The sequence below is a fragment of the Hyphomonas sp. genome, assembly GCF_046313735.1.
GTDB lineage: Bacteria > Pseudomonadota > Alphaproteobacteria > Caulobacterales > Hyphomonadaceae > Hyphomonas.
Genome location: NZ_JBKBXW010000004.1, coordinates 82,685 through 109,438, shown reverse-complemented (window position 1 = coordinate 109,438; position 26,754 = coordinate 82,685). Strand labels below are relative to the sequence as shown.

The following is a 26,754-nucleotide window of genomic DNA, read 5'->3' as shown; positions in this document are numbered from 1 at the left end:
ACATGTCAGCCCTTTCAGAACTCCGCCTGCAGCAGGTGATCGACCGGTTTGAGGAAGTCGAGGCCCGGATGGGCGCGGCCTCTGACCCTTCGGAAATTGTCGCCCTGTCGCGGGAGCATTCGGAGCTGCGCCCGGTGGTGGAGACCGCGCGGGAAGTGCTCTCGGCGCGGCGGGGGCTGAGTGAGGCGGAGGCGCTGGCGGCATCGGGCGACCGGGAGATGGCCGAGCTGGCGCGCATGGAGATCGAGGAGCTTAAGGAGCGCCTGCCGGAGCTGGAACAGGCGATGAAGGTGCTCCTTCTGCCGAGGGATTCCGACGACCGGGCGGACATTGTTCTGGAGGTGCGCGCCGGGACCGGAGGGGATGAAGCGGCGCTGTTCGCCGGCGACCTGTTCCGGATGTATTCGCGCTATGCGCAGCTGCTCGGCTGGAAGGTCGAGGTGGTGGACGCTTCGCCCGGCGAGGCGGGGGGCTACAAGGAGATCATCGCGAACGTGTCCGGTGACGGCGTGTTCGGGCGGCTGAAATGGGAAGGCGGCGTGCACCGCGTGCAGCGGGTGCCCGCGACGGAGACGCAGGGGCGGATCCATACATCGGCGGCGACGGTGGCGGTTCTTCCGGCCCCGGAGAATATCGAGATCGAAGTGCGCCCCGAAGACATCCGCATCGATACAATGCGGGCATCCGGCGCGGGCGGCCAGCACGTCAACAAGACGGACTCGGCGGTGCGCATTACCCACCTTGCGACCGGCATCGTGGTGACGAGTTCTGAAAAGTCCCAGCATGTGAACCGCGACAAGGCGATGCAGCAGCTGAAAGTGCGCCTGTATGAAAAGGAGCGCTCGGAAAAGGACGCCGCAAGGGCCGAGGCGCGCGCAACGATGGTTGGCTCCGGCGACCGCAGCCAGAAGGTGCGCACCTATAATTATCCGGAAAACCGCGTGACCGATCACCGGATCGGGCTGACACTCTATTCGCTCGACCGGATCATTGCGGGCGACAAGCTGGGCGATCTGATCGAGGCGCTGATTGCCGAGGACCAGGCCCGGCGGCTGGCGGCGCTGGAGGGCGTTTGATGATCCGTTCACTGATGGTTCTGGCCGTGGCGGCGATGGCTCTGGCAGGCTGCGCGCACCCGCCGGCGCCGGCTGTGGGGGTTGTGATTCCGGCGCCTTCGGCGAATTTGCGGGTGGATGGCGGCAGGCTGTATGTGCCGCTGGATATTCAGGGGTTCCGCACCGAGGCGCTGCTGGATTCGGGCGCCGAGATGACGATGGTGGACGCCGCCTATGCCGCTGCCATCGGGCTGGGCCTCGAAGGCGGGGATGTGGCGCGCGGGACCGGGGCGGGGACGGAGCCAGTGCGGTTTGCAAGCGGTGTGACGCTGCGCGCGCCGGGCCGGGTTCTGGAAGGGCGCACCGTGGCGGTGATGGATCTGACGGATGTGTCCCGGCGCCTGATCGGCCGTCCCCTGACGGTTATCCTGGGGCGGGATTACTTTGATGCGGGGCGCGTGCGGCTTGATATTGGCGCGGGCATCCTGGAGCCGGTGAGCGATGGCGAGCGGGCGCGCGGCGTGCGCCTGCCGCTGAGCGAAGCGCATGGGATCATGCAGGTGCCTGCGGCGCTGAATGGCCGCGAGGTGCTCGCTGATTTCGACCTGGGCAATGGCAGCGACATTCTGGTGAGCGAGGGGTTTGCCGAAGCGGCCGGCCTGCTGGCGCCGGAAAAGGTGCTTGGCGTCATCGAAGGCGGCGGGATTGGCGGGCCGGTGCAGCGCCGCCTCGTGCGGGTCGATTCCCTCAGCATTGCGGGCGAGACGTTCCACAACCTGACGGCGGCCGTTAATCCGGGGACGGACGGGGCGGAGCTGAATGTCGGCGTCTCAGTGCTGCGCCATTTCCGCATGGTGATCGATTTTCCGGGCGGCGAAGTGTGGCTGGAGGCAAAAAGGTGACCGACAAGACGCTGATGGTGGCGACGGATGTGGCGACGCTGGCGCTGTTTGATCCGGGCGAGCTGGCGCATACGGCGGGATGGCCCTTCAGCTGGTTTGGCGATGCCTTTGCGTTCGAGCCGGAATGCGCTGCCGGGCGGCTGGTCGCCTGGAGCACGGGCAGTGATGGCAGCTTCAAGCTGCGGGTAACGACCGGGGCGCTGACGGCGCGGGAGGCGGCGTACGCCTCACCCGAATGGGAATTTCCGTATACGGTACATCATGGGCGGGTAATGGTGGCGGGCATCGATGCGCTTGAATGGGCCTTGAGGACGCCGCCGGATGTGCAGGGCATCGATACCTATGGAGAATGGGTCGATATGCCGCCGGGCAATTATGCGGTGACCGTGCATGCGATTTTCTGGGATGAGGAGCCCGGCAGCGACGAAGAGGGCGCTGATACGCTGGCCAATTACACTGCCGTTTTCCGGCTTCTGGCGGAGGGCGAGGCCCCGCCGCCGGCCCCGCGCTGCCCGCCGCAGCTGATTGCCGGGGAGGAGGCGGATGATACGCCCTCGGAAGGGTCGATCTATGCCTTCCGGCCGGTTGATGCGGATGCGGACTTTTCGCGGCCGCTGGCGGCGTTTGCCTGCGCCGCTGTGGCCCCGGCGGGCAAGCGGTACCAGGTGGAGGGCCATGAAGGCGTCTATACGCTGTTCGGGCGCACGATGGCCGTGAATGACGCGCCATTTCCCTATGAGGTGATCAGCCAGAGCTTTGCCGTCGCGCCCGAGATCGTGCCGGGAGCGATCGGCCAGCTTTGCCGGTATGTGGGCGGGCGGACGGAACATGCCGGGCGCCGGACGATGCATGAATTCTACAGCGCAGGCCGTGTACGGATCGAAGAGGTGCTGCGCCCGATGCCGATGCCGAAGCGGAAGGGCACCGGCGGGCTGTTCGGGGCGGGGGGATTGCTGGGGGCAAGGAACGTGCCGGACATGGTGGATGTGCGGGCGGCGGCGCTGGATACCGAAGCGCCGGTGTTCCGCGCGGACGAGGTGGCGGCGATGCGCGCGCAGCTGATTGCGGCGCTGGACGGTGATACGCCGGTTGCGAGGGCGGCCGGCAAGGCGGCGGAGTATTTCCGGCGAATGCTGAAATCCGGGTGCCCGCATGAGGATATCTCGAGCTGGCTGACCGAGGCGCTCGACTTCGATGACGCGGCGCGGCTGGAGCTGATGCGCCTGTCGCCGCAGGAGCGTTTGCCGGCGCTGGTGGCGATGGCTTGCGGCGCGGAATGAGCAGCGGCGAGCGGTTTGATGCGGCGCGGGCGCGGATCGGGCGGGCGCTGCGGGAGGCGGGGGTGTCCTCGCCGGGGGTGAATGTCAACCGGATGATCGAGGCGGCGACCGGCCTGACCGCGATGGAGGAGATTGCCGGCGAGCGCCAGACGCTGACAGCCGCTGAGGCGGCGGCGCTGGAGGCGATGGCGGCGCGGCGGATCGCGCGGGAACCGCTGCAGCATATTCTCGGCTGGACGTGGTTCTATGGGCTGAAGATCAGGTGTGACGGGCGCGCGCTGATCCCGCGGGAGGACAGCGAATGCGTGGTGGAGGCGGCGCTGGCGCGGTTTCCGGTTGGCGCGGCGGGGCTGGTGGCGGATCTCGGGACGGGCACGGGCTGCCTGCTGGCGGCGATGCTGAGCCATCGGCCGGAGGCGCGCGGGATCGGCGTGGAGGCGAGCGCAGAGGCGGCGGGGCTTGCGCGCGAGAATTTGGACGCGCTGGGGCTGGCGGGCCGCGCGGAGGTGGTCGAGGGGCGCTGGGCGCACTGGGCCGGATGGGGCGAGGCGGAGCTGGTCATTTCCAATCCGCCTTATATTGCCGCGTCTGTGATTGAGGGGCTGGAGCCGGAAGTTCGGACGCATGACCCGCTGGCGGCGCTGGATGGCGGGGCGGATGGGCTGGATGCTTACCGGGAGATCATCGCGCTGGGGGCGGCAGGCATGAAGCCGGGGGCCTGGCTGGTGCTGGAGACGGGGTTTGACCAGCGCGAAGCGGTCACGGAATTGCTGTCGGCGCATGGTTACCGGGAGCTTGACGCCGGGCAGGATCTTTCCGGCTGTGACCGCTGGGTGGCGGGGCGGCGCCCGGATTGATGACATAGCTGTGCACTGGCCTGACGGGGCTTACATTTTCCCTTGGCGGCACCCGGATTCCGCGATAGACAGGAAGTCGGCGAGGGGCTGCCCGCAATTATTGCGGCTGCAAATGCGGCCTCCGTCCGGGATCGGTTGAAACGGCAGCGTCAAAACTCAGGCCCCGCCTGCAAGCAGAAGCTGATGCGCGACATAGCTGCTTGCCGGTGAATGCAGGCGACCAACACAGGATACACCTTGATGAAACGCTCACGCGGGCGCAACAGACGCTCAGGCGGCAATCCGCAGAATGCTTTCAGCAATCCCAACCGCCATTATGAGAGCGTCGGCCCGGATGTGAAAATCCGCGGCTCCGCCCAGCAGGTGCTTGAGAAATACCTCCAGTATGCGCGTGACGCCCAGACGAGCGGCGACCGCATCCTGTCGGAGGCCTACTACCAGTTTGCCGAACATTATCAGCGGATTGTGGCCAAGCAGCAGGAAGCGCGCGGGCAACAGCCGCCGCAGCAGAACCAGAATCAGAACAATCAGCAGAACGCGCAGAATCGGGGCCAGGGTGGCCGCGATGAAGGCGGCCAGCCGCGGCCGCAGCATGAGCGCGAGGCCCGCGCCGAGGTGGTTGTCGTCACCGATGCCGGGGGCGCGGAGGATGAGGATTCAGCCGAGGCAGAAGCCGAGGTGACGCCCGTCTCGTTCCGCCGCCGCGAGGAGGCAGAGGAGGCGTCCGACGCGCTGCGCGTGATCGATGCCGAGGATGAGGCTTCCGAGGATGAGGATGCGCCGGCCGAGATTGGCGGGCGCAGCGAGGAGGCCGCTGCCGGTGACCGCAGCCGCACGCGCCGCCGGCCCTACCGCGCCCGCGCCGAGCGTGAGGAGCGTCCGGCCGCCGCTGAAGCGGCTGCGCCTGAGACCGAGGGCGTGATGAAGACGCTCTCGCGCGGGCGCCGCCGCCCGGCCGCCGAGGAAGGCGCCGCTGCGGAGACCGCTGACTAGGCAAAGTTCCGGATACCGGACTGAACCGCCCCCCTTAACGGTGGGGCGTTTTCGTTTGCGGCGGAACGTTTTCCATTGCGGCGGAGTGCTTGCAGGCGGCGGGCGGGCTTCCCAAATCCAGCCTCAAGCGCCGGTTGCCGCTGAGCGGGGCCGGAGGCGAGACTGACTTCAATCTGCCTCAAGGAGGGGATGACCCATGAATATCGAGCAATATACCGAGCGGGCGCGCGCCATTGTGCAGGGCGCCCAGACCGCGGCGCTGGCCGCCGGACACCAGGCGCTGACCCCGGCGCATATCCTGAAAGCCCTTCTGGAAGACCGCGACCAGCTGGCCGTGAACCTGATCCGCGCGAGCGGCGGGCGGCCGGAACTGGCCGTGCAGAGCGTGGACGCCGCGCTGGCGAAACTGCCGCGTGTGTCCGGCAGCGGTGCAGGCGGGCTGCGGCTGGAACAATCGGGCGCGAAACTTTTCACCGAGGCAGAGGCCGCCGCGAAAAAGGCAGGCGATGCGTTTGTGACCGCCGAGCGGCTGTTGCTGGCGATTGCGGGGCTCTCCGGCGATGCGGCGGCAGAGGCGCTGCGCGCAGCGGGCGTGACGCCGAAGGCGCTGGAGGGCGCGATTGCGCAGCTGCGCCAGGGCCGGACGGCAGATAGTCAGACGGCGGAAGAAGGCTATGAGGCGCTGAAGAAATATGCGCGCGACCTGACCAAGGATGCGCGGGAAGGCAAGCTCGACCCGGTGATCGGGAGGGATGAGGAAATCCGCCGGACGATCCAGGTGCTATCGCGCCGGTCGAAGAACAATCCGGTGCTGATCGGAGAGCCGGGCGTCGGCAAGACGGCGATTGCCGAAGGCCTCGCGCTGCGCATCGTGAACGGCGATGTGCCCGAAAGCCTGAAGGGGAAGCGCCTCCTGGCGCTGGATATGGGCGCGCTGATTGCCGGGGCGAAATTTCGCGGTGAGTTCGAGGAGCGGCTGAAGGCTGTGCTGACGGAAGTCCAGCAGGCGGAAGGCGGCGTCGTGCTGTTCATTGACGAGATGCATACGCTGGTGGGCGCGGGGAAATCCGAAGGGGCGATGGATGCCTCGAACCTCCTGAAGCCTGCGCTGGCGCGCGGCGAGCTGCATTGTGTGGGCGCAACGACGCTGGACGAATACCGGAAATATGTGGAGGGCGACGCAGCCCTCGCCCGGCGGTTCATGGCGGTCTATGTCGATGAGCCGACGGTGGAGGACACGATCTCGATCCTCCGGGGACTGAAGGCACGCTATGAGGCGCATCACGGGGTGCGCGTGTCGGATGCCGCGATTGTTTCGGCGGCGACGCTGTCGAACCGCTATATTACCGACCGCTTCCTGCCCGACAAGGCGATTGACCTGATGGATGAGGCGGCTTCGCGCCTGCGGATGCAGGTGGATTCCAAGCCTGAGGAACTCGACGAGATCGACCGGCGGCTCCTGCAGCTGAAGATCGAGGCCGAAGCGCTGAAGAAGGAAAAGGACACTGCCTCGCAGGACCGGCTGAAGACGCTGGAGGGCGAGATTGCGGGCCTCGAGACGCGCTCGCGCGAGCTGACGACGGCGTGGAGCGCGGAGAAGGACAAGCTGAAGGGCGCGGCCTCTGCGAAGGAGAAGCTGGACAGGGCGTATTCGGACATGGCCGAGGCGCAGCGGCAGGGCGATCTTGCCAAGGCCTCCGAGATCAAGTTCGGGGTCATCCCGCAGCTTGAGAAGCTGATTGCCGAAGTCGAAGCCAAGGGCGACGCCGATGGCGGGCTCGTTTCCGAAGTCGTCCGTCCGGAGCATATCGCGGCGGTCGTCTCGAAATGGACGGGCATCCCGGTCGACAAGATGATGGAGGGCGAGCGCGAGAAGCTGCTGCGCATGGAAGACACGCTGCGCGGGCGGGTCGTCGGCCAGGAGGACGCGCTGCTGGCGGTGTCGAACGCGGTGCGCCGCGCGCGGGCGGGCCTGCAGGATCCGAACCGGCCGATTGGTTCGTTCCTGTTTGTGGGTCCGACGGGCGTTGGCAAGACGGAGCTGACCAAGGCGCTCGCCGAATTCATGTTCGATGATGACACGGCGATCCTCAGGCTCGACATGTCGGAGTTCTCGGAGAAACACTCCGTAGCCAGACTGATCGGCGCACCGCCCGGATATGTCGGATATGATGAAGGCGGTGTGCTGACCGAATCCGTGCGCAGGCGGCCTTACCAGGTCGTGCTGTTCGACGAGGTGGAGAAGGCGCATCCCGACCTCTTCAATACGCTGCTGCAGGTGCTCGATGACGGGCGGCTGACAGACGGGCAGGGCCGCACGGTGGACTTCAAGAACACGATCATCATCATGACCTCGAATCTCGGCGCGGACGCGCTGGCGAGCGGGGAGGAGGGCGATATTTCAGAGGCTGCCCGCGAGCATGTGATGAGCGCGATCCGCCGGCATTTCCGGCCGGAATTCATCAACCGGATCGACGAGATCGTGTTCTTCCGCCGGCTGGGCCGGGGCGAGATCGACCATATCGTCGACATCCAGATGGGCCGGCTGGAGGCGCTCTTGAAGGACCGCAAGATGGTGCTGGAGCTGAGCCTTGAGGCCCGCAACTGGCTGGCGCAGCGCGGCTATGATCCGGTCTATGGCGCGCGGCCGCTGAAGCGGGTGATCCAGAAGGAGCTGCAGGACCCGCTGGCGCGGCTGCTGCTGGAGGGGCGTATCCTCGACGGCGAGACGATCCGGGTTGGCGTTGAGGGCGGGGCGCTGTCGATCAATGGTGTGCCGAATGATTTCGCCAAGGGCCGGGCGGCGCTGAACTAGTCCGTCAGCTGAAGGATGGATAGGAAGGAAGCCCCGGTGCATACGCATCGGGGTTTTCTTTTGTTCGTTCGTGGGCGGCGCTCATTCTTCGGCTTCGCTCATTCTTCGGCTTCGCTCAGGATGAGCTTGGGGGGGTGAGCGGGGTTTACCGGCCGCCGCTGGGGGCGGCGCGGGTGCTGGCGAGGCGGACGGCGGTCTCGCGGCGTTCGGCGCGGGTGGGCGCGCGGGTGAGGGTTTCCTCGGGCTCGGCTTCGGCGTAGGCGGGGATGTCGGCGCCGCGCAGGGTGTCGATCATGTCGCGCTGTTCGGCGAAGGCCTTGAGGATTTCCGCGTCGCGGCTGAGATCGCGGCCAGAGGGAAGGGCGAGCGAGGCCGGGTTCACATAGAAGCCGTTGCGCAGCACTTCGTAATGGAGGTGCGCTCCGGTGGTGGAACCGGAGTCGCCGACATAGCCGATGAGGTCGCCGCGCATGACGGTGCGTCCGGGGGTGAGCTTGGGGGCAAAGCCGGAGAGGTGGGCGTAGACGGTCTCATAGCCGCGTTCATGGCGTATACGGATGAACCAGCCATAGCCTTCGCCCCAGCGCATGTCGGTGACGAGGCCGGAGCCGGCGGCGCGCACGGGCGTGCCGATGGGGGCGCGGAAGTCGATGCCGGCATGGAGCACATAGTCGCCGGTGATCGGGTGGATGCGGTTGCCGAAGCCGGAGGTGATCGGCGCGCCGCGAACCGGATCGCGCGAGAGGAATTCGTCGCCGGCGGCGCCGTGGCGGTCATAGAATTCCGGCAGGCCCGTGTCGGCGGGCGTGAAACGGTACCATGAGCCGGCGGTCACCTCGCCGTTAAAGGCGGCGAAGACGAGATCGCCGGGCTCGAGGATGTTGCCGCGCTCGTCGGCGATCATCTCGACGACAATGTCGAAGCGCTCGCCGGGGCGGCCGCCGCGGGCGAGTTCGGGGTCTTCGGGGTAGAGGGCCGCGAGCATTTCGGCCTGGGCGCGGCTGCCGCCGGCGGCGAGGACGGCCTCGGTGAGGCTGGTGTCGATCTCGCCGGTGAGGCGCTGGAGGACGGTTTCGGTGCGGGCGGTGAGGACGCTGGCCTGGAAGCGGCCATCGGCGCGGCGGCTGGCCATCAGGGTGGATGTGGGGCTGACGCGGGCGCTGACGCCGGTGAGGCGGTCGGCGCCGCCGGGGCCGGGCTCGAACCATGCGGTCAGGGGCGTGCCGGCGCGCAGGCGTTCGCCGCGTGTGGGGGCCGCTTCGCGCAGGGCGGTGGCGGCGGCGGCGGCGTCATGGGGCGCAGCGCCGAGGATTTCGAAGACATCGGCGGCAGAGACCGAGGCGGTCAGGGTGGCCGTGCGGGCGATGGCGGGATTGCCGCCGGTCACGTCGCGGTTGTCGGCGAGGGCGGTGAGCGGGGTCGGGGCAGGTGTTGCCGGATAGGCGCGCACGAAGGCGAAGAGCAGGACGAGGCCGGTGAGGATCGCCACAGCGGCGGCGCGCTCGGCCAGCGGCGAGAGCCCGCCGATACGCTGGACGGCGGCCGCGGCGGGGCCGCTGAAGCGTCCTTTCAGCTTGGCAAGAAGGCGGTGCATACCCGTAGTCTCCTGGCGTCATTCCGGCTTAAACAGCGGTGTCTGGCAGGAAGGAAGCAAGAATGGGACCAGCCTCGCGCTATGGGCGAGGCCGTTCGCAGGATTCTCCCAAGGCGTGTAAATTCAGGGGCTTGCCGGCGGTTCCTGAAGTGCTGCCGCAACCATGGCGCCGGCGCCTGCGAGGCGGAGTGCATCAATCTCGGCCTTGCGCCGCTGGAATTCGGCCAGCATGGCGGGATCCTCGGCCAGTTTGCGGCCCGTGGGCAGGTTCAGGGACATCGGGTTGACGGAGTCGCCATTGACCCAGACTTCGTAATGCAGGTGCGGGCCGGTGGAGGCGCCGGTGGAGCCGACATAGCCGATGACCTGGCCCTGGCTGACGCGCTGGCCGGGCTTCAGGCCGGCGGCATAGCGCGAGAGGTGGGCATAGGCGGTCTCATAGCCGCGCGTGTGGCGGATGCGGATATAGTTGCCATAGCCGCCATTCCAGCTGGCGCGCAGGACCGTGCCGGAGCCTGCGGCGTAGATGGGCGTGCCGGTGGGGGCGGCGAAATCGGTGCCCCGGTGCAGGCGGGTGAAGCCGGAGATGGGGTGGCGGCGGATGCCGAAATTGGAGGAGATGCGGGCGCCGTTGATGGGGGTTTTCATCAGGAAGCGGGTGGCGCTTTCGCCCTTGTCGTCGAAATAGTCGGTCTGACCGTCATCGCTGGGGGTGAAGCGGTAGAAGCCCCGGGTCAGCGCGCGGCCATCGAGGGCAGCGTAGAGCACTTCGCCGTGGCGGACGGGATTGCCGCGCTCATCCTCGAAGGTCTCGAAGAAGATCTCGAACCGGTCGCCGGGATGGATCTGGCGCTGGAAGTCGATGTCATAGGCGAAGGCGGCGGCGAAATCGACGACCTGCTGGTCGCCGGCGCCGAGCTTCAAGGCGGTGTTGTAGATCGAGCCTTCGATCTCGGCCGCGATGCGGCGGTAGCTGGGTGTGAGTTTCGCATTCAGCTCGGTTGCGGTCCAGCCGCCATCGAGCTTGCGGGTGACGAGGAGGCTGCGGTCGGTGGTATCGCGCAGGGAGAGCGCGGTCAGGCGGCCATCCTCGACCCAGGTTTCGGCGGCAAGGCCGGGGCGCAGGCGGCGATGGTCGATCATGTCGGTGCGGTAGACGGCCTGAAGGGCGGCGTTCGCCTCGCCCACCGGGGCGCCGAGGCGGGTGACGAGGCCGGTCAGCGTCTCGTTCCGCTCCAGCCGGCCTTCATTGTAGACCGGGTCGGGCGCGTCGATGATGTCGAGGGCGGAGAGGAGGCGGGCCGCCAGCGGCAGGGGCGCGGCCTCGGCGATCTCGGGCTCGGGGTCGGGCGCATTGCCCACGATCATCAGCCCGCCAATGGCGAAGGCCGGGCCGAGCACGGCCAGCACAGCGAGGCTTTTTATCCCGGCAGAAAGGGGCCGGCGGGGGGGCTTGGGATCGGCGGAGTGTACGTCGGTCTCGGTCAAGCTCGGTAATCCTGTCTTCTGACGCCCCCCGGCTTTGGGCCGGCATTGTCCGCAACGCCCTGATTTTGTCACCCTTTCCGATTAAGGATCCGACAACAGGGACTGTCTGGCTTATATGCCGCTTTAGGACTTTATGGCTTAGGTGAAGCAAGAAGCAAGCCGGTCGGACCAGTGAAACCCGTCGACGCCACCGAAATGCGCAGCCTGCAGAAGGGCAGGAAAGCGGGGCCGCTGGTCTGGACCAGACGGTTAATCCTGGGATTCCTGTTTGTCCTGATTGTTTCCATCGTGCTGCTCTGGGTGATGCGCAAGCCGATTGCCGAGCGCGCGCTGCAGGCCTGGTGCGCCGACCGGGACCTGACCTGCGAGGCGAAGTTCACCACGATCAGCGCCGACGGGGCGGTTCTGTCGGGCGTGAGGATCACCTCCGGGCGCAATGTGCCGGCCGAGGCGCAGGAAGTGTCCGCGCGGATTTCCTGGCCGGGGCTGTTCTCGCCGCGCATCGAGGGCATCACGATCGGCGGCCTGGCGATGCGGGGCATGCTGGGTCCCGGGGGCTTGCGGTTCTACGGGCTGGAGCGGCTGGCGGCGCCGGGGACGGGGCAGGCGGGCCCTGCGCCGCCTGTGGAAATCCGTGACGCACGGATATTCCTGGATACGCCGTTCGGGCCGGCGGCGGCGACGCTGAACGTGTCCGGCAAGCTGCCAGAGGCGGCGAGTGCATCGCTGCGGCTCGATCCCGGCCGGCTGTCGCTGGGGCCGGCGCACCTCGCGTTCACCGAGGCGCGGTTTTCGGCGCGGGTGCTGGCCGGGGAGGTGACGGGCGATGTGCGCCTGTCAGCCTCGAGCGCGGCGCTGGGCGGGTATGGGGCGGAAGGCTTCGTGCTGGCGGCTGAGGCGCGGGCGCCGATGTCGCTGGCGGGCGATGGACGGGCGGAATGGTCTGTGCGAGCCGCCGGGCTGACGGCGCCGGAAGCCGAGGTGCGCGGGCTGCGCAGCCGGGGGCAGGCGGGCTTCACGTTGGCGCCGGGCATGGATTTCACCGCGCTGGGCGAGGCGCTGACACTGCTGGTGATGCAGGCCGAAGCCGACAGCGCGGCGGTGGGCGATTGGACGGCCGGGCGGATCGAGGCGGGCGCAGACCTTGAGATGCGCGGCGGCGCGCTGGCCGGGCCGGTGAGCGCCGAGGTGCAGGCTGTGGACGGGCCGCAGGCGCGGGCGGGCAGCCTGCGGCTGGCGGGCGATGCGATCCGTCGCGGCGATGGCGGGGTGACGTTTGAAGGCGGGGCGCAGGCGGTGAATGCCGGTCTTGCGCCAGAGGTTCTGGCGCCGGTGCAGGCGGCGCTGCGCCTGCCGGAGCCGCTGGACGCGCATGGCGCGGCGCTGAGCCGGGCGCTGGGCGCTGCGGCGGCGGATTTTGACGCGGCCTTCGGCCTTGCCCTGCGCTATGGCCCGGACGGGCTGGCCATCCGGTCCGAAGGCCCGGCGGGGCTCGCCGCATCCTCCGGGCTGCGGCTGGATGTGGATGTGGCGGACACCGCGGCCTGGCTGGCGGTTGCCGGCGGCGAGGTGCTGCTGACGGGCGCGGCGCGGATGGCGGGCGGCGGGGCGCCTTCGGTGAGCGCGGAGATCGGCCTCGGCCGGATCAGCGGCGGGGCGGTGACGCTGGAGCGTTCGAGCCTGGCGCTGAGCCCATGGACGGCTGGCGGGCGCACGGTCAGCGCCGGGGTGACGGGGCTGGCCTTCCGGGGGGGCGGGGAAGAGGTCGAGGTGTCGGGAACAGGCGAGGCGACGTTCACCGGCGCCTTTGCCGGGTTTGACCTGACGCGGACGCGGATGTCGGGCGGCCTCGATGCAGCGATGGATGAGACCGGCTGGCGGGTGCAGGCTATGGGCGCGCCGTGCCTGGCGCTGAGCTCTGCCGGTATTGCGCTGGGCGCGGTGAGCGTGCCGCAGGCGGCGTTTGATGTCTGCCCTGTGGACGGGCGGTTCATCCGGCAGGGCGGACCGCCGGGCGGGGCGGCGCGGCTGGGGGATGTGCGCTTCCCGATCCGGTTTGATGGCGGGTCCGGTGATGTGGCGCTGAGCGGGGCGCGGGCGGACTGGACGCTGCAGCAGGGCTTCGGGCTGACGCTGCGGGCGGAAGCGGTGGCGCTGCCGGTGGAGCTTGGCGAGAACACGCTGGTGATCGACGGGGCGGCGCCGGAAATCCGGGTGCGCACGGCGGCAGGGGGCGGGCCGGTGCAGATTGCGGCGGCGCTGGCGAAGACTGAATTTGGCGGCACGCTGATCCCGGCAAAGGTCGAGGCGGCGGGCTTCGGCTTTGATGGGGTGAGCGCGCCGGACGGGATGGCGGGCGCAGTGCGGGCCGGGGGCGTGCGGATTTCCGATCCGGCGCCGAGTGATCCGCTGTACCAGCCAGTGATGGGGGATTTTGCGGGCCGGCTGGACGGACGGCGCCTGGTGATGGCCGGGCCGATGCGCAATGAGGCCGCCGGCTTTGCGCTGGCGCGGGCGGAGACCGATCTCGACATTTTCGAGCTGACGGGCACGGCGCGCGTGGTGGGCGAGCCGCTGGTGTTCCGCCCCGGCGGCGTGCAGCCGGCGATGATCTCGCAGCGCCTTGTCGGCCTGTTCACCAATGCCGAGGGGCGGTTCAGCGGCGCGGCGGATTTCACCATCGCGCGCGGGCAGATCGAGGCCACGGCAGACCTGGCGCTGGACGGGTTCGGCTTCCAGACGACGCGGCTGGGCCGGGTGAGCGGGGTGTCTGGAACCGTGCGGTTCAGCGACCTGATGGGGCTGACGACCGCGCCGGGGCAGGAGGTGCGCATCGGCTCGGTCGATCCGGGCGTGGCGTTCACCGATGGACGGATCGTGTTTGCCTTCGAGGGCGGGGAGACGCTGAAGCTGGACGAAGTGCGGTTCCCGTTTGCGGGGGGCGACTTGTCCCTCGCGCCGCTGGAATGGAAGCTGGGGGGCGCGCCGGAACGGGTGTCGGTGGCGGCCTCGCGGCTCGACCTGACGCAGCTGATCGAGGCGCTGAAGCTGCCGGATACGCGCGCGGAGGGCACGGTGAGCGGGGCGTTCCCGATTGCGTTCACGCCGACCTCTGTGGTGGTGGAGGACGCGCGGCTGAAGGCGGACGCCGGCGGCGGGCGGCTTGCCTATACCGGGGCGGCGATGGAGGCGGCGGCGGACGCCGATCCGGTGGCGAGCATGGCGTTCAATGCGCTGCGTGACCTGGAATTCTCGATCCTGGAAATTGGCCTGTCGGGCGATCTTGCCGGGCAGATGCGGGCCGAGATGCAGATTGCGGGCAGGAATGTGCGGCCTGTGCCGGTTACGCGGACGATGACGATGCCGCCGGGGCAGGCGTTTGAATTCGCGATGGGGTTCAACCTGCCGCTGGGCCAGCTGATCAGCCAGGGGCTGCAGCTGGCGGATGCGCGCACGGTGCTGGAGGTGGTGACCGATCTCGACACCGATGGCGGGCGCCTGCCGCAGCCCTGATTGCGCCTGAATGCGGGGCAACAGCGCGGTTGATTGACGTTAAGGCGCAGCATGTCATGGTGGCGCCAGATCACAGGAGCCCGACCCGATGAGGATGACCCCAGCCTTGCTTGCCGCCGCCATGATTGGCGTGGCCGCCTGCACGCACACCGTGCGTCTGGAGCCGTCGGACAAGCCGTTCAAGATCGACCTGAACGTGAATATCACCCAGGAGCTGCGCATCACGCTGGAGCGTGAAGTGAGCGAGCTCATTGCCAACAATCCAGACCTGTTCTGATCAGATCCAGCGAAGTTTTCCGGAGACACTCCCATGACCTTTCTTCGCACCCTTTTCCTGAGCCTCATCCTGGTGCTCGGCGCGGTTGCTGCTGCGCAGGGCCAGGGCCGGGGCGACCCGCAGATCGAGGCGGCCCGCGCCTCCGGCGTGATCGGTGAGCGCATCGACGGTTATCTGGGCATCGTGACCAGCGCCGATGCCGAGATCACGCGCAAGGTGCAGGACATCAACAACCGCCGCCGGGCGCTGTATGAGCAGACCGCGCGCGAGACGGGCGGCACGGTGCAGCAGGTGGCGCGCGTGGCCGGTGAGCGGCAGCTGGCCGACCGGGTGCAGTCCGGCGAGTTCTTCATGGACGAGAGCGGCACCTGGCAGCGCAAGCCCTGAGCGGGCGTCCCCGCGCCTTCCCGAAACGCCCAGAGACACCTCACCGCATACCCCCGGGTGTGCGGTGAGCCTATGTCGTGCCCATGTCCCGCAGCCTGATCCTGTGGATTGTTGCCGCCTTTGCCGCGCTGGGCGTGTTGCTGGCCGTGCTGATGCGCGGCTGGATGGGGCCGGAGATGGGCGTCAGCGGGCATGGCATGTTCGCCTTCATCATCGGCGCGGTGCTGACGCTGGCAGTGTCGATGGGGCTGTTCCTGCTGGTTTTCCACAGCGCGCGGCACGGCCATGACGACATCGACCCGCCGCCCGGAAGCTGAGCGCTTCACAGCCGTTACCAGACTGTCACGCCTCTCGCATTGACACACTCCGCGGCGCACCCGATTCTGTCGCCAGCTGAGATTGTCCCGGGCTGAACCAGATGAAACTCGAACCTGCGCGTTTTGCCGCGTATATCGCCGCACGCCTCTGCCATGACATCGTGTCGCCGGCGGCAACGATGTCGCTGTCGCTGGAGATGCTGGACAGTCCGGGGAGCGCCGAGGAGAAGGAGCATTGCGAGAAATCCCTGCGCGAGGGCGCGCATGGGGTGGCCGCGACGCTGCAATTCCTGCGCTATGCCTTCGGCTCGATGGGCCTGCAGGGCGGCACGGCGGATGTGCACCAGTTCCGCAAGCTGACGGACGAGTATGTGCGCTTCCAGAAGCCGAGCCTGGAATGGGACATCACCGCAACGGAGCTGGGCTTTGGCCATGCGCGGCTGATCATGAACATGGTGATGGTGGCGCTGACCGCGACCGCGCGGGGCGGGGTGATCACCATTCGCGTGCGCGACGAAGGCGCGATGAAGACCGTGACGCTGACCTGCAAGGGCGACCGGGTGAACCTGAAGGAAGAGGTGGCCAAGGCCCTGCGCGGGGAAGAGCCCGAAGGCGGCTGGCGGCCGGAAAATATCCAGCCGCTGTTCACCAAGATCACCTGCGATGAGCTGGGCGGCACGCTGCAAGCGCGGCAGGGGCCGGAAGGCGTCGTGATCATGGCCACCGGGCTGAAACCCCAGGTTTGAAACCGTTGAACTGATTACCGCGCGCTCAAGGTTTGTTAACGGGTGTCGGGCACGGATGATACCGCAAGCCAGAATTTGCGGAGCGGAGCCAGAAGCCCGATGCGGACCTGCCTGATCGTTGATGATTCCCGTGTCGTGCGGAAAGTGGCCTCGCGCATCGTGCGCGACCTGGGCTTCTCCGTGACCGAGGCTGGCGACGGGGCCGAAGCCCTGCGCATGTGCCGCGAGGCGATGCCGGACGCTGTGCTGCTGGACTGGAACATGCCGACGATGAACGGCATCGACTTCCTGCGCGCCCTGCGCCGGGAAGAGGGCGGCAAGGTGCCCCGCGTGGTGTTCTGCTCGATCGAGAACGACCCCGAACATATCAGCGAAGCCTTGCGCGCCGGGGCGGACGAATTCATCATGAAACCGTTCGATGCCGACATCCTGGAAAGCAAATTCGCCGAAGTCGGCCTGATCTGAAGACTTTCTTAAGAAAACCGGCTGAGATCGTAACCTTTGAGGCGCTGCGCGCGCCTTGCGGCGGAGAGGCCATGCAGGAGACCGTTTTCCATGCCCTCGCAGACCTGGCGCTGAAAAGCACCGGGCAGGCGATCCCGCTGTCGCGCGCATACCTGATGGAGGCGCGCCTTGCGCCTATCGCGCGGCGGGAAGGGTTTGGATCGCTGGCCGATCTCGTCCACTGCCTGGAGGCGCGCCAGAACCCGGTGTTCCGCACCGAAGTGGCCGCGGCGCTCCTGACCCATGAGACGAGCTTTTTCCGCGAGCGGGCGGTGTATGACACGGTGATCGACACGGTGATGCCGGAGCGCTTGTCAGCGCCGGGCGCCTCGGCGCGGCTGCGCGTCTGGTGCGCGGGCGGCAGCACGGGGCAGGAGGCCTATTCGCTGGCGATGATGCTGGAGGATGAGCCCTCGGCGCTCTTGCGCGCGGCGCGGATCGAGATTGTCTCCACCGATTTCTGCAAGGCCTCGACCGAGCGGGCGCGGGCAGGCGTCTATAATCACTACGAAATCCAGAAGGGGCTTTCGATCCGCCGGCTGATCAAGCATTTCGGGCGGCTGGAGAGCGGCGACTGGCAGGCCTCCGACGCGCTGAAAGGCCGTGTGGGCTTCCGCCAGCACAATCTGATGGAGAGCGCGGGCGGGCTCGGCCAGTTCGATGTGATCTTCTGCCGGCATGTATTGTCCGGCATGGCGCGCTCGGCGCGGGTGCGGGTGGCCGAAGTGCTGGCCGCGCAGATGGCGCCGGGGGCGGTGATCCTGCTGGGCGAGGGTGAGAGCTTCCAGGGGCTGACCGACCTGCTCGAGCCGGCCGGCGATATCCGCCAGGGCTGGGTCGCGGCAGGGACGGCGAACCGGCGCGCTGCCTGATTTATCTGCATTTTTTCCTGGAAGCAGCACGGCATGGCTGGCTTGCTGTTGCAATGCAGCATGAGTCGCGTAAAGCGGCCTCATTCCCACAGGCCTGAAGCATCGGATTCCCCTTCATGACCAAGTCAGACTTTGCGGCGTTTGCCGAGCGCATAGGCGCGGCGCGATGGGCGGGAAAAGACGTTGTGCCGGCATCTATCGGCGGGGTTCGCACTGAATTGCTGGCCGGCCTGACGGTCGCGCTGGCGCTGGTGCCGGAGGCTGTTGCCTTTGCCTTCGTGGCGGGGGTGCCGCCGCTGGCAGGCCTCTATGCCGCGTTCATCGTTTGCCTGATTACGGCGGTATTCGGGGGGCGCCCCGGCATGATCTCCGGCGCGACCGGGGCGCTGGCGGTGGTGGCGGTCGGCCTGGTGCATGATCCGCGTGTGGGCGATATGGGGCCGCAATACCTGTTTGCCGCGGTTGTGCTGATGGGCGTGATGCAACTCGGCGCGGGGGTGTTCCGGCTCGGCAAGTTCATCCGGCTGGTGCCGACGCCGGTGATGCTGGGCTTTGTGAACGGGCTCGCCATCGTGATTTTCCTGGCCCAGCTGGGCCAGTTCCAGGTGCCGGGCACGGCCGAGCAGGGCGGTCATGGCCTGCCGGACGGGGAGTGGCTCAGCGGCTGGCCGCTGGCTCAGATGCTGGCACTGACCGGCCTGACGATGCTGATCATCTGGCTGCTGCCGAAAGCGACCAAGGCCATTCCGGCGCCGCTGGCCGGTATCGGAGTGGTCGCGGCGCTTGTCATCGGCTTCGGCCTCGACACGCCGAATGTGGGGGACACGGCGTCGGTGCAGGGCGGCCTGCCGGCATTCTCCGTGCCGATGGTGCCGATGACGCTGGAAACGCTTGGCATCATCTTTCCGTATGCGTTCATCATGGCTTCGGTTGGCCTGATCGAGAGCCTGCTGACATTGAACCTTGTCGGCGAGATCACCGGCCGGCGCGGCGGTGCCTCGCAGGAATGCCTCGCCCAGGGCGGGGCCAATGTGTTGACCGGCTTCTTCGGCGGCATGGGCGGCTGCGCGATGATCGGCCAGTCGATGATCAATGTGAAATCCGGCGGGCGCACGCGCCTTTCCGGCACCACGGCGGCGCTGCTGCTGCTGTTCTTCATCCTCGCCGGCTCCGCCCTGATCGAGATGATCCCGCTGGCGGCGCTGGCGGGCGTGATGTTCATGGTCGTGATCGGCACCTTCGCCTGGCAGTCGCTGCGCATCATGCGGCGCATTCCGCGCATGGATGCCTTCGTCATCATCCTGGTGACCGCGGCAACCGTGGCCTATGACCTGGCCACCGCCGTGCTGATTGGCGTGATCGTCTCGGCGCTCGCCTATGCCTGGAACAATGCGAAGCGCATCCATGTCATCGAGCGCGACAGCATCCGGGAGCCGGGCGCGCATGTCTATGAGATCGAAGGCCCGCTTTTCTTTGGCTCGACGGATGGGTTTGCCGAACTTTTCCATCCTGAAACCGACCCCGATGTCGTGATCGTGGATTTCCGCCGCTCGCGGGTTGTCGATCAGTCCGCTTTGCAGGCGATTGAAGACCTTGCCGCCCGGTATGAGGCCGTGGGCAAGACGCTGCGCCTGCGCCATCTCTCGCCGGACTGTCACCGCCTCCTGAAAAAGGCGGGGCAGCTTGTCGTCGAGCAGGATGACGACCCGGATTATGGCCTTGCGGTGGATTACAATGTCCGCACCGGGATCTTTGCGGGCGCACATTGAGGGCTCGATTCGGCCTCGAACTTCGCTTATATGCCGGTCTCCTGTAGCTGCTTCGGGCCTTGAACCCGGTGGGAGTGTGAGATGAGTGATCGGGCGCTGTGGCCTCGCGGCCGCGTGAATTCCCTTGGATTTGCAAAGGCGCCGGGCGAGACCCGGGTGGTCGCCGCGATGTCGGGCGGGGTGGATTCCTCCGTGGTCGCCGCGATGCTGAAGGCCGAGGGCTATGACGTGATCGGCATCACGCTGCAGCTCTATGATCATGGCGCGGCGATCGAGAAGAAGGGCGCGTGCTGCGCCGGGCAGGACATCCATGATGCGCGCAATGTGGCCGACCGGATCGGCATTCCGCATTATGTGCTCGATTATGAGAGCCGGTTCCGCGAGCAGGTGATGGAGGATTTCGCCGACACCTACCTGTCGGGCGCGACGCCCATTCCGTGCATCCGCTGTAACCAGACCGTGAAGTTTGCAGACCTCCTGCGCACCGCAAAAGATCTGGGGGCGGATTGTCTGGCGACGGGGCATTACATCCGCCGCGTGGACGGGCCGGACGGGCCGGAGCTGCACCGCGCGCGGGATGCGGGACGCGACCAGTCCTATTTCCTGTTCGCAACGACGCGCGAGCAGCTGGATTTCCTGCGCTTTCCGCTCGGAGACCTTCCGAAGGCGGAGGTTCGCGCGCTGGCGGAGTCGTTCGGGCTGGAGGTCGCGGCAAAGCCTGACAGCCAGGATATCTGCTTCGTGCCGGAAGGCTCGTATGCCAAGGTGGTCGAGAAGCTGCGCCCGGGATCGGGACGCGGGGGCGAGATCGTGCATCTTGATGGCCGCGTGCTGGGGGCGCATGAGGGCGTGATCCATTACACCATCGGCCAGCGGCGCGGGCTTGGCGTGGCAACGGGCGAGCCTTTGTTCGTGGTCAAGATCGACGCGCCGCAGCGCCGGGTGATCGTGGGCCCGCGCGAGGCGCTGATGACGCGCGGGCTGCTGCTGGAGGAGCTGAACTGGCTGGGCAGCGGGCGCCTTGAGGACGCAGCGGCAGCGGGCATGGCTGTGCTCGTCCGCGTACGGTCGACAAGGGAGCCGGTGGCCGCGCGGCTGGGCTTCGAGGACGGCGTGCCGGCGATCTTTTTCGATGTGCCGGAAGAGGGCGTCGCGCGCGGTCAGGCGGCGGTGCTCTATGATGCGGGCGGCAGCAGCCGCATCCTCGGCGGGGGGTTCATTGCCCGCACACTGCCGGCGGATGAGCGCGTGGTGGCGGCTTAGGTGCTGTTTGCAGAGAGCGTTCGTCACGCCCGATGCGCATGAGCGCATCTGGGCGCCCATCTCCTGAGCTATTGCCGGAGCACGCTCGGGGGCGTGGGGAGATGGGCTCTCAGACCGGCTCCGCCGGTCGAGAGTGACGTACACGGATGGGTTTCGGTGCTGGGGCCGCTGGGTCCCGGATAAGCGCTGCGCGCTTTCCGGGATGACGGGGGAGGGGTGGGCGACTATTCCAGCCAGTCGGGGGCGGTGAAGCCGGTGCCGAAATCGGGGGCGGGGTGGCGCTCCAGCAATTTGGTCACGATCAGGTCGGCGACGCGGTCTGCTTCGCGCAAGGGTTCGTACGTCCACTGATCGAGCGTGCCGGTGAACCAGCGGGCGGCGCCGCGTTTCAGGAGGCCGTCATAGAGGCGGTTGAACTTTTCCGACTGGCCTTCGAGGCGGGCGATGTGGACGGGCAGGCCGTGCCAGGCGGCTTCTGACAGCATGTTGGCGCTGTCTTCGGTAACGATGGCGGCCTGTGAGAAAATGAGCCAGGCAAGGTAGGGGTTGGGCCCGTCCTGCGGGCCGGCCCAGAAGAGGGCGCCGGTGTCGCCTGCGAATTTGCGGAAGCGGGCAGCGATGGGCACGGGCGTGCGCCGGGACGCTGTGATGCGCAGGCGCCAGCCGGCAGCGGCAAGCGCGCGCAGCTGGCCTTCGAGGCGCGTGGCGGCGGCTTCGGTGAAGGTGTGGACCCGGGAGTCGCCGCCGAGGATGACGAGGGCCGCGCGGCCCGGTTCATCCGCCAGCGGAGCAAAGGCCTGGGCAGCATCCTCCAGCATTTCGGGCGCGAAATGCGCAGCCGAGCCGACGGTGCGCACGACATTCGGGCCGCTGACGGGGTCATGTTCGGGCACGACCAGCAGGTCGAAATTCGACGGATCGACGCGGGGGTCGAGGATCTGGATGGTGAAGGTCTTCCCGCCGGAGGCTTCGCGGACATATTTCGTCAGCGCGGCCGAGCGGCGCCCGGCGGCGATCCAGACGGTGGGCCAGGGCGGCTGAAGCTCCGCCCGCTGAGCTTGCGGAAGGGATTTCAGCGGGGCGGGCCAGCGGTCTGCCGGCAGCCAGAGCCAGGGCGCGCGGGGGGTGAGGGTGAGGGGTGCCTCGCGGTGACCCTCGCCCGGGATGTGCGCAATCTTCATCCAGCGGGAGGTGGCGCCAAGCGCCTGGGCCAGCGCCCGCGCCTGCGCGGCATTGCCGGCGCGGCCATCGGACACCGCCCAGACTGAAGGCCCGAGCGTGCCCATTGGCCTGTCCCCGTTTACTTGTAGACGACCTTGGAGACTTCGTAGGCACGCGCGCCGGCGGGGGCGGCGACCTCGGCCTCGTCGCCTTCTTCCTTGCCGATCAGGGCGCGGGCGATGGGCGAGGTGATCGAGATCTTGCCGGCTTTCACATCGGCTTCGTCCTCACCCACGATCTTGTAGGTGAAGGTTTCCTCCGTATCGACATCAATGATCGTGACGGTGGCGCCGAAGCGGATCTTCGTGCCGGAGAGCTTGGAGATGTCGATAATGTCAGCGCGTGCGAGCTTGTCGTCGAGCTCGCTGATGCGGCCTTCGATGAAGCTCTGCTTCTCCTTGGCGGCATGGTATTCGGCATTCTCCGACAGGTCGCCATGCGAGCGCGCCTCGGAGATCGCCGCGATAATGCTCGGACGCTCCACGGACTTCAGCACCTTCAGTTCGGCCTGAAGCGCGGCATGGCCTTCGGCAGTCATCGGAATGCGTTCCATCGTGAGGTTTCCTCATCTCAAAGCGGCAAAAAACGTTGTCGCAAAAATCAAGGGCGTCAAGTGGTGCCCCGTCAGGCGCTTTGCAAGGCGCGGACGGAGATTTCCTGTGATTTGAGGCTGGCGATGGCTTTTACAGCGGCCAGAGAGGCTGAAAGCGTTGTAAAATAGGGTATTTTGCGCGCAACGGCCGTGCGCCGGATGGAGCCGGAATCGGCGAGGGAGGCGGCGCCCTCGGTCGTGTTCATGACCAGCTGGACATCGCCATTGATCATCGCATCGACAATGTGGGGCTGGCCTTCGAGCACCTTGTTGACCCGCCCGACGGGGATGCCGTGGCTTTCCAGATGGGCGGCGGTGCCGGAGGTGGCGAGGATCGAGAAGCCGAGATCGACGAGGCCGCGGGCGGCTTCGACGGCGCCGGCCTTGTCGCCGTCGCGCACCGAGATGAAGACCGTGCCTTCGGAAGGCAGGCGCACGCCGCCGCCGAGCTGGCTCTTGAGGAAGGCCATGCCGAAATCATCGTCCCAGCCCATGACTTCGCCGGTGGAGCGCATTTCCGGGCCAAGCTGGGGGTCGACCCCGGGGAAGCGGGCGAAGGGGAAGACGGCTTCCTTGATGGCGATGCGGCGCGGATGGGCGCGGGAGAGGTCGAAGGCGGTGAGCGGCTCGCCGGCCATGACCTTGGCGGCAATGGCGGCGATGGGTGTGCCGGTGGCCTTGGCCACGAAAGGCACGGTGCGGCTGGCGCGGGGATTGGCTTCGAGGACGTAGATGTCCTCGCCCTTCACCGCGAACTGGATATTGATCAGGCCCCGGACATTCAGCGCACGGGCGATGGCGGCGGTCTGGTCTGCGAGGCGCTGCTGCAGCGCGGGCGAGAGGGTGAAGGGCGGCAGGGCGCAGGCGGAGTCGCCTGAATGGACGCCGGCTTCCTCGATATGCTCCATGATGCCGGCGACATGCACGCGTTCGCCGTCGCAGATGGCATCGACATCGACTTCGATGGCGTCGGAGAGGTAGCGGTCGATGAAGAGCGAGGCGTCGCCCGAGACCTGCAGGGCCTCGGCGGCGAATTTGGCGAGGTCGTCATCATTGCGGGCGATTTCCATGGCGCGCCCGCCAAGGACGAAGGAGGGGCGCAGCATGACCGGATAGCCGATCTCATGGGCTTTCACGCGGGCTTCGTCCACGCTGCGCGCGGTGCGCGACGGCGCCTGGGCGATGCCGAGCCGGTCGAGCAGGGCGGCGAATTGTTCGCGGTCTTCGGCAAGGTCAATCGAATGCGGGCTGGTGCCGAGGATCGGGATACTGTGCTCGAACAGCGGGCCGGCGAGTTTCAGCGGCGTCTGGCCGCCGAACTGGACGATGACGCCGAGAAGTTCGCCTGCGGACTGTTCCTTGTGCATGATCTCGAGCGTGTGCTCGATGGTCAGCGGTTCGAAATAGAGGCGGTCGGAGGTATCATAGTCCGTGGACACCGTTTCCGGGTTGCAGTTGACCATGATGGATTCGATGCCGAGGTCTTCCATCGCGAAGGCGGCATGGCAGCAGCAATAGTCGAACTCGATGCCCTGGCCGATCCGGTTGGGGCCGCCGCCGAGGATGATGGCTTTCTTGCGGGCGGTGGGCGCGGATTCGCACTCCGGCGCGGGATTGCCGAAAGGGGCGTGTTCGTAGGTGGAGTAGAGGTAGGGTGTCTTTGCAGCGAATTCGGCGGCGCAGGTGTCGATGCGCTTGTAGACCGGGCGCACGCCCATTGTCTGGCGCAGGCCCCGGATCCAGCCTTCGGTATGGCCTGTCAGCTCGCCGAGGCGCTTGTCGGAGAAGCCCTTGGCCTTAAGGGCGGTCATCTCGGCGGGTGTCTGCGGCAAGCCGTTGGCGAGGACGCCTGCTTCGGTGGCGACGATGTCCTCGATCTGGCGGAGGAACCACGGGTCGAAGGAGGTGACGGCCTGCACGTCCTCGACGCTGAGGCCCATGCGGAAGGCCTGGGCGATCACGCGCAGCCGGTCGGGCGACTGGATGCCGAGCGCCTGGCGCAGGGCGCTTTCATCCTCGAAGGGCATGTCGTTGAGGCCGGAGAGGCCGGTTTCGAGCGAGCAGAGGGCTTTCTGCAGGCTCTCCTGGAAGGAGCGGCCAATGGCCATGGCCTCGCCGACGGATTTCATCGCGGTCGTCAGGACGGGGTCTGCGCCCTTGTATTTCTCGAAGGCGAAGCGGGGGATCTTGGTGACGACATAGTCAATTGTCGGCTCGAAGGAGGCGGGCGTTGCGCCGGTGATGTCATTGTCGAGCTCGTCGAGGGTGTAGCCGATCGCGAGGCGCGCGGCGACCTTGGCGATCGGGAAGCCGGTGGCCTTGGAGGCGAGGGCGGAGGAGCGCGAGACGCGCGGGTTCATCTCGATGACGACGAGGCGGCCATCTTTCGGATTGACGGCGAACTGGACGTTGGAGCCGCCGGTCTCGACGCCGATCTCGCGCAGCACCGCGATCGAGGCGTTGCGCATGACCTGGTATTCCTTGTCGGTCAGCGTCAGGGCCGGGGCGACGGTGATCGAGTCGCCTGTGTGCACGCCCATCGGATCGATATTCTCGATGGAGCAGATGATGATGCAATTGTCCGCCTTGTCGCGGACGACCTCCATTTCGTATTCCTTCCAGCCGAGCAGGCTTTCATCGATCAGGATCTGGGCGGTCGGCGAGGCGGCGAGGCCGGAGCGGCAGATTTCCTCGTATTCCTCGACATTGTAGGCGATGCCGCCGCCGGTGCCGCCGAGGGTGAAGGCCGGGCGGATGATGGCGGGCAGGCCGACGGTTTCCAGCGCGTCCATCGCCATGCGCAGGCCCGCGAGCCGGTCATAGCGGCGCGGCTTGCCGGGCTCGGCGGGCAGCTCCGGTGAGGCGATGATGGCGGCGCGGGGGTTTTCGAGGCCGAGCCGGTCCATTGCCTCGCGGAAGAGCTTGCGGTCTTCGGCCATCTCGATGGCTTCGGCCTTGGCACCGATCAGCTCGACGCCGTATTTTTCCAGGATGCCGGCATAATGCAGGTCGAGCGCGCAGTTGAGCGCGGTCTGGCCGCCCATGGTGGGCAGCAGCGCGTCGGGGCGTTCGGCGGCGATGATTCTCTCGACGATCTCCGGCAGGATCGGCTCGATATAGGTCGCATCCGCCAGCTCCGGATCGGTCATGATCGTTGCCGGGTTCGAGTTGACGAGGATGACACGGTAGCCTTCGGCCTTGAGGGCTTTCACCGCCTGGACGCCGGAATAATCGAACTCGCAGGCCTGGCCGATGATGATGGGGCCGGCGCCAATGACGAGGATGGAAGAGATGTCGGTGCGCTTCGGCATGGGGGGCTCTCTCTCCTCGCGGTCAAACGGCTGCCCGATAGCAGGGAGTCGGGCGCCGGGGCAAGGCGGAAGCTGTATGCCGGGCCCCCGGATCAGGGGGAGGCGGGGCAACCGGGTGCATGTTACCCCAAAAGGCAGGAGGAACGCACCATGCCGAGAGCCCTGGCAGCCGCATCCGTCGCATCCGCCGCAGGCCTGACCCTGCTGATCACCGGCTGCGCCACGGACCTCGCGCAGGGATACCGCTCCACACCCGATTACCCGGCCTATGCCTCTGCGACATGTCCGGGGGTGGCTGCCGATCAGGCGATGAACCGGGCGGCTGAACGCTATGTGGAGCGCAAGACCGGGATGGATGTGCGCGGCCTCGGCCCGTCGGCGCGGGATGTGCGGGGCGGGCTCTTGATGGCGCTGGTGTTCGCGGTGGCCGAGGAGCGGCCTGTGGACGCGCGCGATGTCTGCGGCGGGATCGCGGCGGCGCAGTCCTCGGCCAACCGGCGGCGGCGGTGAGATAGGTTTCAGGCGAGAGGGACACGAAATGAAATGGATGATGATGAGCGCTGCGGCGCTGGCGCTGGCAGCCTGCGGGGATCATGCGCGCGATTGTGCGCCGGCTGCAGCACCGGCCGTGCAGGCCGAGGCGACGGCGCAGCCGAACCTGTTCCTGCTCTATACCCTCGCTGAGGGGGTGAGCCCCGCGGATTTCGAGCGCTGGGTGGTGGAGACCGATTACCCGGCGATGCGGGGCCTTGCGCGGGTGCAGGATTTCCGGACCTGGCGGGCCGAGCGGCTGCTGATCGGTGAGGGCAGTTCGGGCGTCGCCTATATCGAGGCCTTCACGATTCCCGATCTCGACGGCTTCATCGCCGAGGATATGGCCGGAGAGACGGTGCAGTCGATCATGGGCCAGTTCATGGGCTTTGTGGAGGCGCCGCAATTCATCATCGCCTCCGAGGTGAAGTGAGCGGCAAGGGGCTGGAAGGCGGGGTCGAACTCCG

Annotated in this window: 22 protein-coding genes; 17 read left to right on the top strand and 5 right to left on the bottom strand. The window is 67.4% G+C overall.

What is annotated here, in order from left to right; translation table 11 throughout:
- Positions 1-2: 2 nt before the first annotated feature.
- From prfA to clpB, 6 genes are all read left to right on the top strand, one after another.
- Positions 3-1,076 carry a peptide chain release factor 1 gene (gene prfA, locus ACK4SV_RS03540; RefSeq protein ID WP_409916419.1) on the top strand — a complete coding sequence of 358 codons (1,074 nt, stop codon included), beginning with the start codon at positions 3-5 and terminating at the stop codon, positions 1,074-1,076.
- Entirely contained in the window at positions 1,076-1,957 is an 882-nt protein-coding gene (locus ACK4SV_RS03535; RefSeq protein ID WP_409916418.1) for an aspartyl protease family protein, read from the top strand. Before prfA ends, ACK4SV_RS03535 begins: the two co-directional genes overlap by 1 nt.
- Positions 1,954-3,237: a hypothetical protein gene (locus ACK4SV_RS03530; RefSeq protein ID WP_409916417.1), complete on the top strand. Its 1,284-nt coding sequence runs from the start codon at positions 1,954-1,956 to the stop codon at positions 3,235-3,237. The genes ACK4SV_RS03535 and ACK4SV_RS03530 overlap by 4 nt, the downstream gene beginning before the upstream one ends.
- Positions 3,234-4,094 (top strand): peptide chain release factor N(5)-glutamine methyltransferase, encoded by an 861-nt coding sequence (gene prmC / locus ACK4SV_RS03525; protein WP_409916416.1) that lies wholly within the window; start codon positions 3,234-3,236, stop codon positions 4,092-4,094. Before ACK4SV_RS03530 ends, prmC begins: the two co-directional genes overlap by 4 nt.
- 240 nt (positions 4,095-4,334) lie before the next feature.
- Positions 4,335-5,087, top strand: coding sequence for a DUF4167 domain-containing protein (locus ACK4SV_RS03520; protein WP_409916415.1), 753 nt, complete (start codon positions 4,335-4,337; stop codon positions 5,085-5,087).
- A gap of 196 nt (positions 5,088-5,283) precedes the next feature.
- Positions 5,284-7,902 carry an ATP-dependent chaperone ClpB gene (gene clpB, locus ACK4SV_RS03515; RefSeq protein WP_409916414.1) on the top strand — a complete coding sequence of 873 codons (2,619 nt, stop codon included), beginning with the start codon at positions 5,284-5,286 and terminating at the stop codon, positions 7,900-7,902.
- 145 nt (positions 7,903-8,047) lie between these two features.
- Here clpB and ACK4SV_RS03510 read toward each other — a convergent pair whose 3' ends face one another.
- Entirely contained in the window at positions 8,048-9,496 is a 1,449-nt protein-coding gene (locus ACK4SV_RS03510; protein WP_409916413.1) for a M23 family metallopeptidase, read from the bottom strand.
- Between the two features lie 123 nt (positions 9,497-9,619).
- A complete protein-coding gene (locus tag ACK4SV_RS03505) occupies positions 9,620-10,984 on the bottom strand; it encodes a peptidoglycan DD-metalloendopeptidase family protein (RefSeq protein WP_409916412.1) in 1,365 nt (454 codons plus the stop codon).
- 171 nt (positions 10,985-11,155) lie between these two features.
- On the opposite strand from ACK4SV_RS03505, the gene ACK4SV_RS03500 reads away from it, so the two are divergent.
- The 9 genes from ACK4SV_RS03500 to mnmA all read left to right on the top strand — a co-directional run bounded on the left by ACK4SV_RS03500 (position 11,156) and on the right by mnmA (position 20,632).
- The gene (locus ACK4SV_RS03500) at positions 11,156-14,497 is read left to right on the top strand and encodes a YdbH domain-containing protein (protein WP_409916411.1); all 3,342 of its coding nucleotides are present in this window, start codon (positions 11,156-11,158) and stop codon (positions 14,495-14,497) included.
- An 88-nt stretch (positions 14,498-14,585) separates the two neighbouring features.
- Positions 14,586-14,774 carry a YnbE family lipoprotein gene (locus ACK4SV_RS03495; protein ID WP_409916410.1) on the top strand — a complete coding sequence of 63 codons (189 nt, stop codon included), beginning with the start codon at positions 14,586-14,588 and terminating at the stop codon, positions 14,772-14,774.
- A 33-nt stretch (positions 14,775-14,807) separates the two neighbouring features.
- Complete coding sequence (locus ACK4SV_RS03490; protein ID WP_409916409.1) at positions 14,808-15,161, top strand: YdbL family protein; 354 nt, start codon at positions 14,808-14,810, stop codon at positions 15,159-15,161.
- Between the two features lie 83 nt (positions 15,162-15,244).
- Positions 15,245-15,478 carry a hypothetical protein gene (locus ACK4SV_RS03485; RefSeq protein ID WP_409916408.1) on the top strand — a complete coding sequence of 78 codons (234 nt, stop codon included), beginning with the start codon at positions 15,245-15,247 and terminating at the stop codon, positions 15,476-15,478.
- A 101-nt stretch (positions 15,479-15,579) separates the two neighbouring features.
- Entirely contained in the window at positions 15,580-16,224 is a 645-nt protein-coding gene (locus ACK4SV_RS03480; protein WP_409916407.1) for a histidine phosphotransferase family protein, read from the top strand.
- Positions 16,225-16,323: 99 nt separating this feature from the next.
- Complete coding sequence (locus ACK4SV_RS03475; RefSeq protein ID WP_409916406.1) at positions 16,324-16,689, top strand: response regulator; 366 nt, start codon at positions 16,324-16,326, stop codon at positions 16,687-16,689.
- 71 nt (positions 16,690-16,760) lie between these two features.
- Positions 16,761-17,600: a CheR family methyltransferase gene (locus ACK4SV_RS03470; RefSeq protein ID WP_409916405.1), complete on the top strand. Its 840-nt coding sequence runs from the start codon at positions 16,761-16,763 to the stop codon at positions 17,598-17,600.
- 116 nt (positions 17,601-17,716) lie between these two features.
- On the top strand, positions 17,717-19,369 hold the full coding sequence (locus ACK4SV_RS03465) for a SulP family inorganic anion transporter (RefSeq protein WP_409916404.1): 1,653 nt from the start codon (positions 17,717-17,719) through the stop codon (positions 19,367-19,369).
- Positions 19,370-19,450: 81 nt separating this feature from the next.
- On the top strand, positions 19,451-20,632 hold the full coding sequence (gene mnmA / locus ACK4SV_RS03460) for a tRNA 2-thiouridine(34) synthase MnmA (protein WP_409916403.1): 1,182 nt from the start codon (positions 19,451-19,453) through the stop codon (positions 20,630-20,632).
- A 224-nt stretch (positions 20,633-20,856) separates the two neighbouring features.
- Here mnmA and ACK4SV_RS03455 read toward each other — a convergent pair whose 3' ends face one another.
- The 3 genes from ACK4SV_RS03455 to carB all read right to left on the bottom strand — a co-directional run bounded on the left by ACK4SV_RS03455 (position 20,857) and on the right by carB (position 25,756).
- Positions 20,857-21,918, bottom strand: coding sequence for a mitochondrial fission ELM1 family protein (locus ACK4SV_RS03455; RefSeq protein ID WP_409916402.1), 1,062 nt, complete (start codon positions 21,916-21,918; stop codon positions 20,857-20,859).
- Between the two features lie 14 nt (positions 21,919-21,932).
- The gene (greA, locus tag ACK4SV_RS03450) at positions 21,933-22,406 is read right to left on the bottom strand and encodes a transcription elongation factor GreA (RefSeq protein ID WP_409916401.1); all 474 of its coding nucleotides are present in this window, start codon (positions 22,404-22,406) and stop codon (positions 21,933-21,935) included.
- 71 nt (positions 22,407-22,477) lie between these two features.
- Positions 22,478-25,756 carry a carbamoyl-phosphate synthase large subunit gene (gene carB, locus ACK4SV_RS03445; RefSeq protein WP_409916400.1) on the bottom strand — a complete coding sequence of 1,093 codons (3,279 nt, stop codon included), beginning with the start codon at positions 25,754-25,756 and terminating at the stop codon, positions 22,478-22,480.
- Between the two features lie 150 nt (positions 25,757-25,906).
- Here carB and ACK4SV_RS03440 point away from each other — a divergent pair, with 150 nt between their 5' ends.
- Positions 25,907-26,266 carry a hypothetical protein gene (locus ACK4SV_RS03440; protein WP_409916399.1) on the top strand — a complete coding sequence of 120 codons (360 nt, stop codon included), beginning with the start codon at positions 25,907-25,909 and terminating at the stop codon, positions 26,264-26,266.
- 28 nt (positions 26,267-26,294) lie between these two features.
- Complete coding sequence (locus ACK4SV_RS03435; RefSeq protein ID WP_409916398.1) at positions 26,295-26,720, top strand: REDY-like protein HapK; 426 nt, start codon at positions 26,295-26,297, stop codon at positions 26,718-26,720.
- Positions 26,721-26,754: the final 34 nt, after the last annotated feature.